The organism is Nocardioides sp. NPDC047086 (assembly GCF_040643685.1).
Taxonomy (GTDB): domain Bacteria; phylum Actinomycetota; class Actinomycetes; order Propionibacteriales; family Nocardioidaceae; genus Nocardioides.
Window position 1 is genome coordinate 1 of the sequence record NZ_JBEYUV010000016.1, and the last position, 17928, is coordinate 17928.

Sequence of the window (17928 nt, forward strand, 5' to 3'; positions counted from 1 at the left end):
AGGACCGCGAAGCGGCCGGCGAAGCCGGCGGCCGTAGGCCGTCCTTGACTCCGGGGTTCGTCGAGAAGACCCTCAAAGAACGGGTCGGCGGCCCACACCAACCACAAAGAACAGTCACAGGACAGGTGGTCTCGACAAGCTCGACCACCGGGCACAGGGGTCTCGACAAGCTCGACCACCGGGCACAGGGGTCTCGACAAGCTCGACCACCGGGCACAGGGGTCTCGAGGTGCAACAACGCTCGTGGCGTACGGACAGACTCGGCGATGTTCGTGCCGCAGACCAGACGTTGTCGCCGGTCGGCGGCACCAAGATCACCAGGGACGGCGTACCGACCCATGCTCGCCGGCAACGTCAGGAAGCAGTCGCCCGACGTCGCGGCGCGGTGAGAGGTCAGCTCTTCCGGAGCAGCGCGGCGAGCAGGCCGATGGAGCCACCGACGATCCAGGGGAGCGGGAGGAGCCAGCGGAGGTCCTCGATGTCGTGGATGACGACGGTGCCGCTGGCGATCAGGGCCCAGACTACGACGAAGGCGAGGAAGACGAGGCCCATGACCAGGTGGCCGATGTTGACCGGGTGCCGCCCGGTGCGCTTGGGCGGCGCCTGGTCCTCGAAGCGTGGCGGCGGGGCGTAGTCGTAGCTCACGGGTTGCTCCTCTCGGCCGTACCGACGAAGGCTGCGGCTCGGGGGTCGCTCTCCTCGTAGACGTTGATCGCGCCGAGCTCCGCCGTGGCGGTCAGGCGGAGGTCGGCCTCGTCGGCGAGGCCGGACTCGCTGCCTTCCTCCCCGGCGACGTGGGTGCGGGCCACCTTGAACCCGCCGGCGTCGCTGCGGGTCTCGTCGAAGACCTGGGCCTCACCCAGGGTGCCGACGGTGGCCTCCGCAGCGACAGTGGCGTCGTCGGGAACGATCACGGTGATCTCACCGAGGGAGCTGGTGATCTCGAGGTCGCGGCCGTCGAGCGTCTTGGGGTCGATGGCGCTCAGGTCCACCACGATCGCGCCCGCGTCGACCACGTAGGAGGTCTCCAGAGCCGCGACGCTGCGGGGGTGGATCTCGACGCTGCTGCCGGTCTCGATGTTCGACAGGTCGATCATCGTCAACGGCAGCGCGGCGAGCGCCAGCAGCCCGAGGAAGATCAGCCCGCCGGCCCGGCCCCAGAAGGCCCCGAGCACGAGGAAGCCGCCGAAGACGGCCAGCAGTGCCGCCGGGTAGGCGCTGGTCGGGACCGGCGCCCAGTCGGCGACGTCGACGAGCCCGAGGACACCGACGACGAGAGCTGCGACCGCGACCGCGCGGCCGAACAGCAGCGGCGGTCGCCGGCGACCGGCCGGGGTGACGGGCGCGTGCGGATCGTAGGAGCCGGGCGGCCACGGAGCCGGCAGAGTACGCGTCTGAGCTGGGGACACGTCCATGCGCGTGGTAGCCGGCGACGCGGCCGAGGACGAGGACGGGGACGGGGAAGGGGACGGGGAAGGGGAAGACGACGGGGGAGGTCCACCGCGCTTGCTGCCCCACTTGCCGCGGTTGGCGTACCAGAGCGCGACCACCCCGAGCACCGCGAGCCAGAACCACGGGATGCTGGTGTCGCCGAACGCGTCGCCGAGCAGCGAGATCGCGGCGATCCCGCCGGCGATCCAGAGCAGGAGGTTGCGGGCAGGTGGGCCGACGGGGATCATCCCGTCCTCGGCACCCTCCTCGGGCACCAGCAGCCAGGCCGCGACGTACACGATCCCGCCGGCGCCCCCGAAGAACACCGCCACCACCAGCAGCACCCGCACCAGCAGCGGGTCGATGTCGAAGTGGCGTGCGATCCCACCCGCGACGCCGGCGATGTGCCGTCCCTCCGGGGAGGCATGGGTCGTACGCCGCAGGCCACTGAGGTTGCGCAGCTGCTCGCCACTGGGGCGGGTGCGCGCCTCGGAGACAGGCGATGGCGGCTCCGGGGTGGGAGGCGGCGGCGCCTCGGGCGGGATCGTCACACCTCTACTCTGACTCCTCCGCGCCCCGCAGACCATCAGGGACGGCCCTGAGTTCTCGATGAGCAAGGATCAGGGTGAATCCTCATGGCATACACCCACGGTTGGTGTGACGATGGTTGTCATCATGACGACAACCCACGCCGCGGCGGAGCTGCCCGCACCGCCCCCGGAGCGCGCAGGGCCTACGGCTTCCGGCTCCGCTTCAGCCGTACGCCGCGCCTACCGCGACACCGACGCCTCGGTGATCGGCGGCGTCGCCGCGGGCCTGGCCGAGCACCTCGGTCTGCCGGTGCTCGCCGTGCGCGCGTTCTTCGTGGTGACCGCCGTGTTCAGCGGCTTCGGCGTGCTGCTCTATGCCGCCCTGTGGATCTTCGTCCCGGCCGCGCCGCTCCTGGAGCAGTCCACGCCGGGTGGCGAGAGCGCGACCCGCGGTGGCCGGCGCCCCTCCTCCCGCCCCGGAGGCGTCGACAAGGGCCCGGCGATCGCACTGCTCGCCCTCGGGTTCGGAGCCGTCGTGCTCTTCGACACCGTGCTGGGCGCCGGTGCGCTGATCTGGCCGGCGATGCTCGGCGTCGCCGGCGTCGCGCTGCTGTGGCGCCAGGCCGACGCCGCCCAGCGGGAGCGCTGGATCGACGGCACCGGACGGCTCGACCTGGTGCGGATGGTCTTCGGCAAGGGTGGCTGGCGGGCGTACGTCCGGGTCGGGGTCGGCGTCGGGCTGATGCTCTTCGCGGTGATCCTCGCCGGCGGTCAGCTCGACCTCGGCAACGCCACCGCGCTGGTCATCGCCGGGCTGATCGTGCTCGCCGCGGGCTTCCTCGTCGCCGGGCCGTGGGTGCGTCAGCTCGCCAGCGACCTGGGCAGCGAGCGCGAGGAGCGGATCCGGAGCCAGGAGCGCGCCGACATGGCCGCCCACCTGCACGACTCCGTGCTCCAGACCCTCGCCCTGATCCAGCGCAACTCCGGCGATCCTGCGATGGTGCAGAAGCTCGCCCGTGCCCAGGAGCGCGACCTGCGGGAGTGGCTCTTCTCGACCCCGGCCGAGGCCGACGAGACGTTCGCGGCCGCGCTGAAGGCGGCCACCGCAGAGGTCGAGGACGCCCACGGCGTGACCGTCGACGTGGTGGTCGTCGGTGACGGCCCCTTCGACGAGACGGTGCGACCGATCGTGGCCGCCACCCGTGAGGCGGTCACCAACGCCGCCAAGCACGCGGGCACCGGGCGGGTCGACGTCTACGCGGAGGCGACCGAGGAGGCCTTCGAGGTCTTCGTCCGCGACCGCGGAGCTGGCTTCGTCATGGACGACATCTCCGCGGACCGCCACGGCGTACGCGACAGCATTATCGACCGGATGTCGCGCCACGGCGGCTCGGCTGTGGTGAGATCGTCACCAGGAGAAGGCACCGAGGTTCGGCTGAAGCAGCCTCGCACGAAGGAGAACGATCATGAGTGAGGTCAAGGTCGTCATCGTCGACGACCACGCGATGTTCCGCACCGGCGTACGCGCCGAGCTGAGCCGGTCGCCGGTGATCCGGATCGTCGGGGAGGCCGAGGACGTCGACACCGCGGTCAAGGCGATCGCCGAGGGCAAGCCCGACGTGGTGCTGCTCGACGTACATCTTCCCGGTGGCGGCGGTGTCGAGGTGATGCGCAAGGCGCCTGCCATCGACGGCTCGCCACGCTATCTGGCGCTGTCGGTCTCCGACGCCGCCGAGGACGTCATCGGCACCATCCGCGGCGGTGCCCGGGGCTATGTCACCAAGACCATCACCGGCACCGAGCTGGTCGCCGCCATCCAGCGGGTGTCCGGGGGAGACGCGGTCTTCTCACCGCGCCTGGCCGGCTTCGTGCTCGATGCCTTCGCCGGCACCATCGCCATCGCCGACATCGACGAGGATCTCGACCGCCTGACCGAACGAGAGCGCGAGGTGATGCGCCTCATCGCGCGCGGCTACTCCTACAAGGAGGTCGCCGGCGAGCTGTTCATCTCGATCAAGACGGTCGAAACCCACATGTCCAACGTGCTGCGCAAGCTGCAGCTGTCGAGCCGTCACGAGCTCACTCGCTGGGCCAACGACCGCCGCCTGCTCTAGATCCCTAGGCCGGCTCCGGTGGGCGGGCCTCCATCAGGTGGGCGAGCTCGTCGGTCTCCGCGTCGGTCAGCGTCGTGAAGCCGTCGCCACGCAGGATCTGCAGCGTGCCGTCGGAGATGTCCAGGAACAGGCCCACGAGACGTACGTCCCGGCCTGCCAGAAGCTCCCCGAGACGGTCGATCATCACCGCGACGTTGACCTGGGACACCTGGTCGACCTCGCTCCGGCCTGCCGCGGCGGCCGCGGCGCCGACCGGATGCCCGGCCTGCCACTCCTGGATCGCCGGAGCAGCGTGGCGCAGCCAGTCGCCGACCGGCCCGGCGGGCACCGCACCAGCGCGGGTGCTCTCCAGCGCCGAGGTGATCGCACCGCAGCGGGAGTGTCCGCAGACGACGACGGTGTTGATGCCGAGGTCGTCCACGCCGAACAGCATCGGCGCCGCGACCGAGCTGTCCGCGCTACCGGGCTCGGGCACGAGGTTGCCCATGGTGCGGACCGTCAGCAGGTCGCCCGGACCGCTCGACGTGATCAGGTTCGGAACCACCCGAGAGTCGATGCAGGTCAGGAAGACCGCGTGCGGCTCCTGGCCGTCGGCCAGCCCCTCATAGACCGGGCGCAGCGGCGCCGCGTGGCGGCGGTGGTACTCCCGGACGCCGAGGGCGAGCGGGTGGTGCCGGTCGGTGTGGTCGGCACGTACGTCCTGCCAGGCGCCCCAGGGAAGCAGGCCGCGGGGACTGATCGGAGGCGCCTTGAGCGCCCGCTCCTGGCGGGGCGCCTCGACACCGTGAGGTCCGGAGTGCTCCACGACCACGGTGCCGCCGGCGGCCTCGTAGCGAGCGCGCCAGTGATCGAGCTGGTCGCGCCCGGCCGGGTCGAGGTAGTCGACGAGGAGGTCGAGCTCGACGAGCTGGCCCTCCGGGATCTCGTCGAGCCGGCTGACCAGCTTCGGCGTCGCCAGGAACGACAGGCTGCCGTGCACCTCGACCAGCCACTTCTCGCGGCCGTCGGTGGCCTGGCCGGCCAGGCGTACGTCGATCCGCACGTGGACCAGGCGCCACAGCACCAGGACCAGAGCGGCGACCAGGCCGATCAGGACGCCCTCGATCAGGTTGAGCGCGAGCACTCCGGTGATGGTGAGGGCGTAGATCCACAGCTCGCCGCGGGTGTGCGCCTGGGAGATGTCGGCGGGCCTGACCAGGCCGGTGCCCATCATGATCAGCAGCCCGGCCAGGGCCGCGAGCGGGATCTGCTCGACCAGGCCGACCAGGACCAGGGCGAACAGGAGCACCCAGACGCCGTGCAGGATCGCGGAGACGCGGGTGCGGGCTCCGGCGGCGACGTTGGTCGAGCTGCGCACGATGACGCCGGTGACGGGGAGGCCGCCGAGACCTCCCGAGACGGTGTTGGCGAGCCCCTGGCCGATCAGCTCGCGGTTCAGGTTGCTGCGCGGTCCACCGTGGAGCTTGTCGACGGCGACCGCCGAGAGCAGGCTCTCGACGCTCGCGATCAGAGCGACGGTGAGCACCGCGCCGGCCACGGCGAGAGGCGTGCCCTCCGGCAGCGCGATCGAGCCGATCTCGTCGAGCAGGTCAGGGCCGAGGTGGACGCGCTCGGCACCCGGGAGCCAGGCGGCCGCGAGCAGGGTGATCGCGACGATGGCCACGAGCTGCCCGGGCACGGCGCGGACCCGCTGTGGCAGCCGCGGCCAGACGAGCAGGATGCCGATCACGCCGAGCCCGGCCAGGACGGCGTGGATGTTGGGGTTCTGGGCGTTGCCGACGATGTGCTTGATGTTCTCGATCGCGCTCGCCTGCGACCGGCCGCCGAGCGCGACGTTGAGCTGGCCGAGGACGATCGAGATCCCGATCGCGGCGAGCATCGCGCTGACGACGGTCGGGGAGATGGCCAGCGCGTAGCGTCCGAGCCGGGTGGCGCCGAGCACGATCTGGAGGAGGCCGGCCATCAGGGTGATCGCGCAGGTCGCCTCCCATCCGAACTCGGCCACCGTCTCGGCGACGACGACGGTGAGACCGGCGGCCGGGCCGCTGACCTGTAGGGGCGAGCCGCCGAAGAGGCCGGCGACGATGCCGCCCGCTACGGCGGCGATCAGGCCTGCGGCGACTGGTGCACCGGAGGCGACGGCGATGCCGAGCGAGAGCGGCACGGCGACGAGGAAGACGACCAGCGAGGCGGGTACGTCGAAGCGGATGGTCTGGCGGAGCTGATCGAGCGGCCTGGACCCGCCGGTGGGCAGGGTCGGGCGAGGTGATGACACGTCAGAATCCTCCTTGCGGAGCCGAGAGCGATGGTGGCGGTCACGGTGAGAGTAGGCAGACGCCGTCGAATTCCCCAAGACGAATGTGTCCAAAATCGTGTGATCGTTCGAAAACGTGTCGAAGCGGTACCGCTTGGTGGGCTCGGAGACGGTGGCCCTAGTCTTTGCCCATGGAGATCGTGCGGCACATCCTGCTCGTCATTCACCTGCTCGGCTTCGCGGCCCTCTTCGGCGGCCTGCTGGTGCAGATCAAGGCCCCTGACAAGGTGTCCAACGGCCTCATGCGCGACGGCTCCGGCACGGCGTTCCTCGCTGGTCTGCTGCTCGTCGGCGTCCTCGAGATGGGCGACGGTCCGGTCGACCACGCCAAGGTCGGCGTGAAGCTCGTGATCGGCCTGGTCATCCTCGGTCTGGTGATGTCCCAGCTTCGCAAGCCCAAGATCTCCGACGGTCTCTACTGGACGATCTTCGGCCTGACGATCATCAACGTCTGCGTGGCGGTCTTCTGGTCCTCCGCGCACGTCGCTTCCTGACCCTCCTCGAGGGCTCGCCGACCCGTGACTTGTCGGTGCTGCACTCTAGGCTGGAGACAGCATGAGTACGCCTGACCAGACCCCCGTTGCCACCATTCCGGGCCTCGAGGCCTTCGCCTCGGCGCAGCCGGCCGAAGAGCCGCGTACGCAACGGCGCGGCCCGAGCGCCGAGGAGCTCCTCGACGGGCTCAACGAGCCCCAGAAGGCCGCCGTGCAGCACGAGGGGGCGCCCCTCCTGGTGGTGGCGGGAGCAGGCTCGGGCAAGACCCGGGTGCTGACCCGGCGGATCGCGTGGCTGATCTCCCAGCGCGGCGCCCACCCCGGCAGCATCCTGGCGATCACCTTCACCAACAAGGCCGCCGCCGAGATGAAGGAGCGCGTCGAGGCCCTGGTCGGCAAGCGCGCCCGGATCATGTGGGTCTCGACGTTCCACAGCGCCTGCGTGCGGATCCTGCGCAAGGAGATCGACAAAGTCGGTCTGAAGTCGAACTTCTCGATCTACGACGCCCAGGACCAGAAGCGGCTGATGCAGCTGGTCCTCAGCGACCTCGACCTGGACCCGCGCCACTATCAGCCCAACCAGGTGCTCAACTGGGTCAGCGACCAGAAGAACGAGCTGCGCGACGTCGAGGCGGCCGAGAAGGACGCCCGCAACCACCTCGAGCAGACCTACGTCGCGGCCTACAAGGAGTATCAGAAGCGCCTGCGGCAGGCGAACGCCCTCGACTTCGACGACCTGATCATGTCGACCGTCGAGCTCTTCCGCGCCTACCCGGAGGTGCGTGAGGTCTACCGCCGCCGGTTCCGGCACGTCCTGGTCGATGAGTACCAGGACACCAACCACGCCCAGTACTCCCTGGTCCACGAGCTCTGCGCCGACCGGATGGACGACACGGCGCTGACCGACACCTACGCCGAGGACACCCCGCGCGCCGAGCCGGCCGAGCTGATGGTGGTCGGTGACGCCGACCAGTCGATCTACGCCTTCCGCGGCGCCAATATCCGCAACATCCTCGACTTCGAGCAGGACTTCCCCAACGCGACCACGATCCTGCTGGAGCAGAACTATCGCTCCACGCAGACGATCCTGACCGCCGCCAACGCGGTCATCAAGCACAACAAGGGGCGCAAGGAGAAGGCGCTGTGGAGCGACGCCGGCAACGGCGACCGCATCGTCGGCTACGTCGCCGACGACGAGCGCGACGAGGCCCGGTTCGTCTCCGACGAGATCGACAAGCTCGTCGACGGCGGGCTCAAGGCTGCCGACGTTGCCGTCTTCTACCGCACCAACGCCCAGTCGCGCGTCTTCGAGGAGGTGTTCATCCGCACCGGCCAGCCCTATAAGGTCGTCGGCGGTGTGCGCTTCTACGAGCGCAAGGAGGTGCGTGACGCCCTGGCCTACCTGCGCACCCTCGCCAACCCCGACGACCAGGTCTCGCTCCGACGGATCCTCAACACCCCGAAGCGGGGCATCGGCGACCGCGCGGTGGCCTGCGTCAACACGCTGGCCGAGCGCGACGGCCTGACCTTCTGGGACGCGCTGCAGAAGGCCGAGGACGCCCCCGGTCTGGCCACCCGCAGCCTGACCAACATCAAGGCCTTCGTCGCGATGATCGAAGAGCTGTTGCAGATGGTCGCGGCCGGCGAGCGGGCCGACGTCATCCTGGAGACCGTGCTCGATCGGTCGGGATACCTCGCCTCCCTCGAGGAGTCCGACGACCCGCAGGACGAGACCCGCGTGGAGAACCTCGCCGAGCTGGTCGCCGTCGCCCGTGAGTTCTCCGACGACCCGGTCGCGGCGCCGAGCGCAGACCCGGCCGACGTCGATGCGGGCACGGTCGAGCCCGGACTTCGCGACTTCCTGGAGCGCGTGGCCCTGGTCGCCGACACCGACCAGATCCCCGACGACGAGGACGGCGTGGTCACCCTGATGACGCTCCACACCGCCAAGGGACTGGAGTTCCCCGCTGTCTTCCTCACCGGCATGGAGGACGGCGTCTTCCCACACTCCCGGGCCCTCGGTGACGGCACCGAGCTCGAGGAGGAGCGCCGTCTGGCGTACGTCGGGATCACCCGCGCCGAGAAGCGGCTCTTCATCTCGCGTGCCGTCGTCCGGTCCGCCTGGGGTGCGCCCTCGCACAACCCCGGCAGCCGCTTCCTCGACGAGCTCCCGGTCGATCTGGTCGACTGGAGGCGTACGGAGAAGGAGATGTCCTCGTGGGGCCGGCCGAGCTTCGCCAACGACAGCTGGGGCGGTGGCCAGCGTCTCGGTCAGCCCACGGCCGCCGGCCGCCGCAACTTCTCCTCGGCCGCCCTGCGCGCCGACGTCGCCGCCAAGTCGAAGCCGGCCCGTGAGGTTCCCTCGCTCGACCCGGGCGACCGGGTCACCCACGACTCCTTCGGCCTCGGCACCGTCGTCACCATCGAGGGTTCGGGTGACAAGCAGGTCGCGAGCATCGACTTCGGCGACACCGGCGTCAAGCGGCTCCTGCTGCGCTACGCCCCCGTCGAAAAGCTCTGACGCGCCGAGTCGGCTCGTCCTGACAGAGATCAGGGTCGAGTCGGCTCGTTCTCACCCGAAATGCCGCCGAGTCGGCTCGTTATAACGAGCCGACTCGGCGGCATTTTCGGTCAGGATGCGCCGACTCGGCGTCAGCTGGGGTCGACGCCGTGCTCGTTGAGGGCGGCGTCGGGGTCGACGGCGTCACCACCACCGGGACGGACCTCCACGTGGAGGTGGTTGCCGGTGGAGTTGCCGGTCGAGCCGACGTAGCCGATGACCTCACCGGGGGAGACCGTCTGGCCGACGGAGACGCCGTAGTCGCTCTGGTGGCAGTACCAGATCTCGGTGCCGTCCTCGAGGGTGATGATCGTCCGGTTTCCGTACGCCCCGCCCCAGGCGGTCTCGGTGACCGTGCCGCGGGCGATCGCGTGGATCGGGGTGCCGTAGGGGGCCGCGAAGTCGAGACCCGTGTGGGTGCTGGACCAGTTGGAACCCGAGGAGCCGAAGGTGCCGGTGATGCGGTAGACGCCCGCCGGGATCGGAAGCTCCCACATGTTGGACTTGAGGAACTTGTCCTGCTTGTCGGCCTGGACGTCGACGCCCTGGAGCGCCTTCTCGCGGTCGCTCGCCGCGGTGTCGGCCTCGGAGCGCTCGTCGTTGCGGGTGACAGTTGCGGAGCGGTCGCCGACGACGACCATGTCGCTGTCGCCACCGAGCGCGGTGGCTCCGACGAGGCGTACGTCATCGGCGGCGACCATCGTCGGACCGCCGGTCAGCGCGATGCCGCCGATGGCGGCAGCGAGGGCGGCGGCGCCGGCGGTCAGCGGGACCGTCGGGCGGCCACCGGCTGCCGCGGCGGAGGCGCGCCGGGTGCGGGGACGGGTGGGGCCGCCGATGCCGACCATCGTCCCGGTGGTCTCGACCGCCGGGAGGTCGTGCAGCTCGGGCCGGTAAGTCGCGATCTCGCTGATGCTCGGCAGGTCGATGCTGCCCGTGTCGGCGCGGAAGTAGGTCTCGGCCTGCTGCGGGTCGCGGTGGTAGTCGTCGGCGTAGTCGTTCTGGTAGAACGCCTCGTGGCCCTGCGGCTCCTCGTGGTAGGGCGCGTCGACGGTGTAGGACTCGGCTGGGAGGTCGATCGCCATCGAGTCGAAGTCGATCTGCTGCGGCAGCGACACCGGCGGGGCCGGGAACGAGGTCGTGTCGATCTTGAACGAGGTCGGCGGCGCGTCGAAGGCCTCCTGGAACCCGCGGGGCTCCTGGACCTCCGGCTCGTAGGCCGGAGCGGCCGGAGCCGGGCTCTGGCGGGCCTGACGCACGGCGCGGAGCTTGCCGGTCAGCGGCGCGAACGTGTTGGCCATCCGCAGCGGCTTCGGGGTGTGCGTCGGCTCGGGTGCCTGGAAGGTCGGCTCCGGGGCGACCGGAGCGACAGGCGCCACCGGCTCGGGAAGGACCGGCTCAGGAACGACCGGCTCAGGAAGCGCCGGCGCGAGAGCTGCGGGAGCGGCCGGAACGCCGCGCGGGGGCGTCTTGGTCGAGACCGCCCTGCTCGAGGTCGCCTTGGTCGGCGCGGGCTTGGCCGGCTGGGTCAGGAACATGGTGAGCTCGGAGGTCGTCATGCCTCCGACGCCGAGGTCTTCGAGCACCTCGGGGGTCACCTTGTCCGGGTCGATACCCATCGAGGAGAGCAGGTCGGCCAGGACCGGGTCGATCTGGGCCGCCCGTCGCTGCACCGGCACGATCGGCCGCGGCGCGAACTGGGTGGGAGCGGGCGTCGTCGGGAACGACGCCGGGAAGGAGGGGCCACCGTCGCCCTCGACGAGAGCACGCAGCTCACCCGTCGAGATGCGGCCGTCGCTGGCCTCGTCGGCGCGGGGGGACCCGACGACCGGCAGCTTGCCGGTCTGCTCGAGGACCACGCGGTTGGGCCGGGCCTTGGCGACCGGCTCCTCTGGAGTCTCTGGGGCGGGGGATGGCTTCGCGGTCCCGACGGCGGGGGACGGCGCGGCGCGCCGCTTCCCGACGTAGGAGGTCGATCCGGTCGCTCGCGGGGCAGGCCTGGAGGCAGGGCTGTCGGTCGCCGGCGCTGCGCGCCGCTTCCCAACGTAGCTGCTGCTGCTCGTGGTTGCTCCGGGGGAAGGGGTGACCGAACGCGGACTGTCACTGGTGACGTCGGCTCGGTGGTTGCCCATCAGTTCATATCTCCGCTGTTCGGGGTCAGACGGCGAGCCATGACTGTAACGGACCGGAGGGCGCGGTCAAGAAATGTGGCACGCCCGTTTCGCTGATTTCACCAACGGCTGTGGCCGAATCAGTCGCTGATCTGCGTATTTCCGCCAGATTCGAAACTCGATTGCGGGATATTCATGTCACGCGAAACGCGTGTCATCGGCCCATTTGAGCCTCGATACGGTGTCAAAACCTGCCGGTTGTCGGAGTTCGGGCCGTGTCGTACGGGGTCAAACGGGGGTTGATACGTAGGGCTACGGGCTGTTACCCGAGGTTGCCGATTTGTTGGTATATGTCCGGTGCGTCCGGCCCCGCGGCCCGCTAGTGGTGTACGTCACGTCGTGTGCCCTGGGCTCGTAAGTCCGGCTCGGCGGGGTCTATGGTGCTGGACGGACACATCTGAAGACGAGGGCGTCGACCGCTGATCCATGCGGTACGGCCCCCGTACCGCAACACACAGACCAGGTGGATCAGTGGATCTCATGGAGTACCAGGCGAAGAAGCTCTTCGCCAAGCACGGCGTCGCCGTGACCGAAGGTGTCGTCGTCGAGACGGCTGAGGAAGCCAGGAAGGCCGCCGAGGAGATCGGCTTCTGCGTCGTCAAGGCGCAGGTCAAGGCCGGTGGCCGTGGCAAGGCCGGCGGCGTCAAGCTGGCCAAGACCGCGGACGAGGCGTTCGAGCACGCCTCGAACATCCTCGGCATGGAGATCAAGGGCCTGCGTGTCAACCGGGTGCTGATCACGCCGGCGACCCCGCCGGTGGAGGAGTACTACTTCTCCTTCCTGCTGGACCGGTCGAACCGGCAGTACCTCTGCATCGCGTCCGTCGAGGGTGGTGTGGAGATCGAGGAGGTCGCCAAGACCAACCCCGACGCCGTGAAGCAGATCGGCATCGACCCCGGCAAGGGCGTCGACGAGGCCAAGGCGCGCGAGATCGCGACCGAGTGCGGCTTCCCGGAGCCCGTCTTCGAGCAGGCCGTCGCGATGATCCAGAGCCTCTACACGGTGTTCACCGAGGAGGACGCGACGCTCGTCGAGGTCAACCCGCTGGCTCGCTTGGAGGGCGACAAGCTGGAGGCTCTCGACGGCAAGGTGTCGCTGGACGACAACGCCTCCGAGATCCGCCACGAGGACCACGAGCAGTTCGTCATCCGTGACGAGGAGGACCCGCTCGAGGCCAAGGCCAAGGACAAGGGCCTCAACTACGTCAAGCTCGACGGCCAGGTCGGCATCATCGGCAACGGCGCGGGCCTGGTCATGTCGACCCTCGACGTCGTCGCGTACGCCGGTGAGGCTCACGGCGGCGTCAAGCCCGCCAACTTCCTCGACATCGGTGGCGGCGCCAACGCGCAGGTCATGGCCGACGGTCTCGACGTCATCCTGAACGACGAGCAGGTCAAGTCCGTGTTCGTGAACGTCTTCGGTGGCATCACCGCGTGTGACGAGGTCGCCAAGGGCATCGTCGGCGCGCTGGACATCCTCGGCAACGAGGCCACCAAGCCGCTCGTCGTGCGTCTGGACGGCAACAACGTGGACCTGGGCCGCCAGATCCTCAGCGAGGCCAACCACCCGCTGGTCACCATCGTCGACACCATGGACGGCGGCGCCGACAAGGCCGCCGAGCTGGCCAACGCCTGAGGTCGGGAGAGAGAAACATGAGCATCTACCTCAACAAGGACAGCAAGGTCATCGTCCAGGGCATCACCGGCGGCATGGGTGCGAAGCACACCGCCCTGATGCTCGACTCGGGCGCCCAGATCGTCGGTGGCGTCAACGCCCGTAAGGCCGGCACCACGGTCACCCACAAGGACGCCCAGGGCGCCGACGTGGAGCTCCCGGTGTTCGGCACGGTCGCGGAGGCGATGAAGGAGACCGGCGCCAACGTGTCGGTGCTCTTCGTGCCGCCGGCGTTCACCAAGGACGCCGCGATCGAGGCCATCGACGCCGAGATGCCGCTGATCGTGGTCATCACCGAGGGTGTCCCGGTCCAGGACACCGCCGAGGTGTGGTCCTACCTGCAGGGCAAGGCCACCCGGATGATCGGCCCGAACTGCCCCGGCATCATCACGCCGGGTGAGTCGCTGGCCGGCATCACCCCGCACACCATCACCGGCAAGGGCCCGGTCGGTCTCGTCTCCAAGTCGGGGACGCTGACCTACCAGATGATGTACGAGCTGAAGGACTTCGGCTTCTCCACCGCCATCGGCATCGGCGGTGACCCCATCATCGGCACCACCCACATCGACGCCCTCGAGGCGTTCGAGAAGGACGACGAGACCAAGCTCATCGTCATGATCGGTGAGATCGGTGGCGACGCCGAGGAGCGGGCCGCGGCCTACATCAAGGCGAACATCTCCAAGCCTGTCGTCGGCTACGTTGCCGGCTTCACCGCGCCGGAGGGTAAGACCATGGGTCACGCCGGTGCGATCGTGTCCGGCTCCGCCGGCACCGCGCAGGCGAAGAAGGAGGCCCTCGAGGCCGCCGGCGTCAAGGTCGGCAAGACCCCGTCGGAGACCGCTGCTCTCGCTCGCGAGATCCTGCAGTCCCTCTGACCTACGTCAGATCCTGACCGCCCCGCGACCAGCATGGTCGCGGGGCGGTCTCTGTCTCCGGATTGAATTGACCCGAATGCGCAACGGCGGGGCATTCGGAGGGATTAATGTGACGGCTGTGACCAAGAGAATGGTCGGTTTGATCTCGGGTGCGTTCGTTATCGGTGTTTCCGTCTCGTTCGCTTCGCTGGGCGCAGGTTCGGCCTCGATGGCGACATCGACTGTGGGCGGGAATCGGAGCCTGGACCAAGCGGAGCCGGCCCGGAAGACCCACACCGTCCAGCCGGGGGAGACGCTCTCCGGAATCGCCAGGAAGTACGGCGTCAAGGTCGGTGACCTGGCGAGCTGGAACCAGATCGCCGACCCGGCCAAGATCCGCGCCGGGGCCAAGCTCGTGGTGAGCGCGCCCGCGAAGCCAGCTGAGAAGACGTACACCGTGGTGGCGGGTGACACCTTCTCCGGCATCGCCAAGAGGTTCGGTGTCGAGGTGGGCGAGCTGATGGCCCTCAACGGCTACCAGGACCCCACCAAGCTGCTCGCCGGCTCGACGATCGAGATCCCGGCCAAGCCGACCAAGCCCAAGCCGAAACCCCAGCCCGGCACCGGGGAGACGGTCTACACGACCGTCGCCGGGGACACCTATGCCAGCGTCGCCAAGAATTTCCGCATCACCGAGGAGGAGCTGCGGATCTACAACGGCCACCGGGCGCCCGACAAGCTGCCTCCTGGCTTCAAGCTCTACATTCCGTCGAGCTGACCCGCCTCAGACCGCGCGCAGAGCACCGGCGCGGCGCCGCCGCATCGCCTCGAGCGACTCGGCGGTCGCCTCGTCGGCCGGCATCAGCACCAGGATCTGCTGGTTGTCGGCGGCCGGGAGCTCGAGCTCCTCGACATCGAAGCGCAGCTCGCCGGCGTCGGGATGACGCCAGCGCCACACGCCGCCGTGCGGCAGATCGTGGCGGCCCAACCGGTCGGTGAACTCCGGCCCCGCCTGGGGTGACAGTGCCTCGATCATCCGGCGGGAGGTGCCGGCGTTCGGCCCGCGGTAGAGGTTCGCGACGAGGTCGTCGGCGACCAGGTCCCAGTCGGGGAACGCCTCGCGGGCGCGCGGGTGGAGGAAGGCGTATGCGGTCAGGCTGGGCTCCGCGTGGTCGAGCAGCCCCAGGGGGCGGGCGAGCAGGTCGAAGGTCTCGGTGTGGGCGAGCAGGTCGCCGAGCCGGTTGGTGAGCACCGCGACCCCGGGCTCGAGCTGCTCGATGAGGGCGCGGGCGCCGGGGCGTACGTCACGACCCGAGGAGTACGGCCCGACGCACTGTCCGCTCGAGGCCATCGCCAGGGTCCGCAGGTGCTCGTGGGCGGCGGCGTCGAGGCGGAGCGCGTCGCCGATGGCCCGCAGTACCTGCGGCGAGGGGTGACGGTCGCGGCCCTGCTCGATCCGGACCAGGTATTCGACGCTGATCCCGGCCAGCGTGGCCAGCTCGGACCGGCGCAGCCCAGGGGCGCGGCGGCGCACGCCTTCCGGGAGGCCGATGCTCTCGGGCGTGGTCCGGTCCCGGCGGTCTCTGATGAACGAGCCGAGGGCTCCCGGGTTGGCGGGCATGTCGTCAAGCCTACGGTCCGGCGGTGCGGTCAGGGTGGCCCTGTTGGGGCCAGCCTCGGCTCGGTCTCCCGCGGGGCGCTGACCCGGGCGAACCTGGATGACATGAACCCACTACGTATCGCAGTCATCACCGCCAGCGTCCGGGAGGGCCGCGGCGGCCCGATTTTCGGCGCCTGGGTGGCCGAGCAGGCCGAGGCGTACGGCGGTCTCGTGGTCGAGCTGATCGATCTGGCCGACCATGAGATCCCGTTGTCGCTGCCCGCCGAGTCGCCCAAGGCCGCGGGTGACGACTATCCGCGGCCGGATGGTCAGCGCGACCTGACCGAGGCGCTCGAGGCCGCCGACGGCTTCGTCGTCGTCACGCCCGAGTACAACCACAGCTATCCGGCCTCGTTGAAGTCGGCCCTGGACTGGCACTTCACCCAGTGGCAGGCCAAGCCGGTCGCGCTGGTCTCCTACGGCGGCGACAGCGGCGGCCGTCACGCCGCGCTTCACCTGGAGAACGTGCTCACCGAGCTTCACGCCCACCCGCTCCAGGCGCGCCTCGCCTTCCCCCGCTACTGGGAGCGCCTCGACGAGAACGGTCGCCCCGGCGACCCGGACTCGGCCGTCTACGCCAAGGCGATGCTCGCCCAGCTCGCCTGGTGGGCCGAGGCGTTGCGCGCTGCCCGAGCGGAGGTGGCCTACCCGGAGTGACGTCAGGCGGCGACCGTCTCCTTGGCGGGCTCCTCGTCCGCGAGGAGCCCCTCCGCCGAGGCGGAGCGGTAGCGGTCGATGTCGAGGATGCCCTCCCGCTTGGCAACGATGGTCGGCACGAGGGCCTGACCGGCGACGTTGACCGCGGTGCGTCCCATGTCGAGGATCGGGTCGATCGCGAGCAGCAGGCCGACACCGGCCAGCGGCAGGCCGAGGGTCGAGAGGGTGAGGGTCAGCATCACGACGGCGCCGGTGAGGCCCGCGGTGGCGGCCGAGCCGACGACCGAGACGAAGGCGATCAGCAGGTAGTCGGTGATGCCCAGGTCGATCCCGAAGATCTGGGCGACGAAGATCGCCGAGATCGCCGGGTAGATCGACGCGCAGCCGTCCATCTTCGTGGTCGAGCCCAGCGGGACGGCGAACGAGGCGTACTCCTGGGGGACGCCGAGGTTCTTGACCGTCACCTGCTCGGTCACCGGCATGGTGCCCACCGAGGAGCGCGAGACGAAGGCGAGCTGGATCGCCGGCCAGGCACCGCGGAAGTACGCCAGCGGGTTGAGGCCGTTGACCCGCAGCAGCACCGGGTAGACCACCAACAGGACCAGGGCCAGGCCGACGTAGACCGCCACCGCGAACCAGGCCAGCGAGCTCAGCGAGTCCCAGCCGTAGGAGGCGACCGCGTTGCCGATCAGACCGAGGGTGCCGATCGGGGCCAGCCGGATGATCCACCACAGCACCTTCTGCACGATGGCGAGGAAGGAGCGGTTGAGGGCGAGGAACGGCTCGGCCTTCTCGCCGGTCTTGAGGGCCGCGATCCCGATCGCGAGGGCCACGACGAGCACCTGGAGTACGTTGAAGCTCAGGGCGGTCTCCGCGAGCGGGCTCCCGCCGACCTGCTCGACGCTGGTCGATGCCTCGAGGCCGAGGAAGTTTCCGGGGATCAGGCCCTGGAGGAAGTCGAGCCAGGAGGCGGATGCACCGGCCTCGGCCGCGTCGGCGGTGCTGACCGCGGTGTTGCTGCCGGGCCGGAAGACCAGGCCCAGGCCGATGCCGATGACGACCGAGATCGCCGCGGTGATGGCGAACCACAGCAGCGTCTGGCCCGCGAGCCGGGCCGCGTTGCTGACCGTGCGCAGGTTGGCGATCGAGGCGATGATCGCGGTGAAGATCAGCGGTACGACCACGGCTTTGAGCAGCGAGACGAACGAGCCGCCGATCGTGGCGAGCGTCGTCGTCAGCCAGTTGGCCTCGTCTCCGGCCCCGGGCCCGATCGCTCGCGCGACGGCGCCGAGCGCGACACCGAGGACGAGGCCGAGGATGATCTGGACCGAGAAGGACGGAAGCCGTAGCCGACGTCGGGTGGTGGGGGCGGTGGACACGAGAGGGCTTCTCCAAGGTTGAGGCGGGTCGGGGCTCTGTTGGCGAACGTCCTGGCCGGTACGCGTCTTCCCTGCGCGAGCGTGTTGTGA

Annotated in this window: 14 protein-coding genes; 8 read left to right on the forward strand and 6 right to left on the reverse strand. The window is 69.8% G+C overall.

Features of this window, described 5'->3' with window-relative positions:
* Positions 1-393: 393 nt before the first annotated feature.
* Together ABZ796_RS13435 and ABZ796_RS13440 are read right to left on the reverse strand one after the other, a co-directional pair.
* Positions 394-645: a hypothetical protein gene (locus ABZ796_RS13435; protein WP_357337441.1), complete on the reverse strand. Its 252-nt coding sequence runs from the start codon at positions 643-645 to the stop codon at positions 394-396.
* A complete protein-coding gene (locus ABZ796_RS13440) occupies positions 642-1982 on the reverse strand; it encodes a PspC domain-containing protein (RefSeq protein WP_357337442.1) in 1341 nt (446 codons plus the stop codon). The genes ABZ796_RS13435 and ABZ796_RS13440 overlap by 4 nt, the downstream gene beginning before the upstream one ends.
* A 124-nt stretch (positions 1983-2106) precedes the next feature.
* Between ABZ796_RS13440 and ABZ796_RS13445 the strand changes: the two genes are divergently transcribed.
* Positions 2107-3435 (forward strand): PspC domain-containing protein, encoded by a 1329-nt coding sequence (locus ABZ796_RS13445; protein WP_357337443.1) that lies wholly within the window; start codon positions 2107-2109, stop codon positions 3433-3435.
* Positions 3428-4075, forward strand: coding sequence for a response regulator transcription factor (locus tag ABZ796_RS13450; RefSeq protein ID WP_357337444.1), 648 nt, complete (start codon positions 3428-3430; stop codon positions 4073-4075). Before ABZ796_RS13445 ends, ABZ796_RS13450 begins: the two co-directional genes overlap by 8 nt.
* Before the next feature lie 4 nt (positions 4076-4079).
* Here ABZ796_RS13450 and ABZ796_RS13455 read toward each other — a convergent pair whose 3' ends face one another.
* Positions 4080-6350, reverse strand: coding sequence for a bifunctional SulP family inorganic anion transporter/carbonic anhydrase (locus ABZ796_RS13455; RefSeq protein WP_357337445.1), 2271 nt, complete (start codon positions 6348-6350; stop codon positions 4080-4082).
* A 170-nt stretch (positions 6351-6520) separates the two neighbouring features.
* On the opposite strand from ABZ796_RS13455, the gene ABZ796_RS13460 reads away from it, so the two are divergent.
* Positions 6521-6883 carry a hypothetical protein gene (locus ABZ796_RS13460; protein WP_357337446.1) on the forward strand — a complete coding sequence of 121 codons (363 nt, stop codon included), beginning with the start codon at positions 6521-6523 and terminating at the stop codon, positions 6881-6883.
* Between the two features lie 61 nt (positions 6884-6944).
* Positions 6945-9404: a DNA helicase PcrA gene (gene pcrA / locus ABZ796_RS13465; protein ID WP_357337447.1), complete on the forward strand. Its 2460-nt coding sequence runs from the start codon at positions 6945-6947 to the stop codon at positions 9402-9404.
* Between the two features lie 131 nt (positions 9405-9535).
* Here the strand turns inward: pcrA and ABZ796_RS13470 are convergent, their stop codons facing one another.
* Positions 9536-11575, reverse strand: coding sequence for a peptidoglycan DD-metalloendopeptidase family protein (locus ABZ796_RS13470; protein WP_357337448.1), 2040 nt, complete (start codon positions 11573-11575; stop codon positions 9536-9538).
* Between the two features lie 510 nt (positions 11576-12085).
* Between ABZ796_RS13470 and sucC the strand changes: the two genes are divergently transcribed.
* From sucC to ABZ796_RS13485, 3 genes are all read left to right on the forward strand, one after another.
* Positions 12086-13249, forward strand: a complete 1164-nt coding sequence (sucC, locus tag ABZ796_RS13475) for an ADP-forming succinate--CoA ligase subunit beta (RefSeq protein WP_091052902.1) — start codon at positions 12086-12088, stop codon at positions 13247-13249.
* A gap of 17 nt (positions 13250-13266) precedes the next feature.
* Entirely contained in the window at positions 13267-14163 is an 897-nt protein-coding gene (sucD, locus tag ABZ796_RS13480) for a succinate--CoA ligase subunit alpha (protein ID WP_357337449.1), read from the forward strand.
* A gap of 208 nt (positions 14164-14371) precedes the next feature.
* A complete protein-coding gene (locus tag ABZ796_RS13485) occupies positions 14372-14920 on the forward strand; it encodes a LysM peptidoglycan-binding domain-containing protein (RefSeq protein WP_357337450.1) in 549 nt (182 codons plus the stop codon).
* Between the two features lie 6 nt (positions 14921-14926).
* On the opposite strand, the gene ABZ796_RS13490 is transcribed toward ABZ796_RS13485, so the two are convergent.
* Entirely contained in the window at positions 14927-15763 is an 837-nt protein-coding gene (locus ABZ796_RS13490) for a helix-turn-helix transcriptional regulator (RefSeq protein ID WP_357337451.1), read from the reverse strand.
* 102 nt (positions 15764-15865) lie between these two features.
* Here ABZ796_RS13490 and ABZ796_RS13495 point away from each other — a divergent pair, with 102 nt between their 5' ends.
* Positions 15866-16459 carry an NAD(P)H-dependent oxidoreductase gene (locus ABZ796_RS13495; protein WP_357337452.1) on the forward strand — a complete coding sequence of 198 codons (594 nt, stop codon included), beginning with the start codon at positions 15866-15868 and terminating at the stop codon, positions 16457-16459.
* Between the two features lie 2 nt (positions 16460-16461).
* Here the strand turns inward: ABZ796_RS13495 and ABZ796_RS13500 are convergent, their stop codons facing one another.
* Positions 16462-17838: a dicarboxylate/amino acid:cation symporter gene (locus ABZ796_RS13500; RefSeq protein ID WP_357337453.1), complete on the reverse strand. Its 1377-nt coding sequence runs from the start codon at positions 17836-17838 to the stop codon at positions 16462-16464.
* Between the last annotated feature and the right edge of the window lie 90 nt (positions 17839-17928).

What these genes read in the sequence shown, in the direction of transcription:
- ABZ796_RS13485 (WP_357337450.1), top strand. Translation starts at nt 14,372, where the DNA reads ATGGCGACATCGACTGTGGGCGGGAATCGGAGCCTGGACCAAGCGGAG.
- ABZ796_RS13445 (WP_357337443.1), top strand. Translation starts at nt 2,107, where the DNA reads ATGACGACAACCCACGCCGCGGCGGAGCTGCCCGCACCGCCCCCGGAG.
- ABZ796_RS13470 (WP_357337448.1), bottom strand. Translation starts at nt 11,575, where the DNA reads ATGGGCAACCACCGAGCCGACGTCACCAGTGACAGTCCGCGTTCGGTC.
- ABZ796_RS13450 (WP_357337444.1), top strand. Translation starts at nt 3,428, where the DNA reads ATGAGTGAGGTCAAGGTCGTCATCGTCGACGACCACGCGATGTTCCGC.
- ABZ796_RS13460 (WP_357337446.1), top strand. Translation starts at nt 6,521, where the DNA reads ATGGAGATCGTGCGGCACATCCTGCTCGTCATTCACCTGCTCGGCTTC.
- pcrA (WP_357337447.1), top strand. Translation starts at nt 6,945, where the DNA reads ATGAGTACGCCTGACCAGACCCCCGTTGCCACCATTCCGGGCCTCGAG.
- ABZ796_RS13490 (WP_357337451.1), bottom strand. Translation starts at nt 15,763, where the DNA reads ATGCCCGCCAACCCGGGAGCCCTCGGCTCGTTCATCAGAGACCGCCGG.
- sucD (WP_357337449.1), top strand. Translation starts at nt 13,267, where the DNA reads ATGAGCATCTACCTCAACAAGGACAGCAAGGTCATCGTCCAGGGCATC.
- ABZ796_RS13495 (WP_357337452.1), top strand. Translation starts at nt 15,866, where the DNA reads ATGAACCCACTACGTATCGCAGTCATCACCGCCAGCGTCCGGGAGGGC.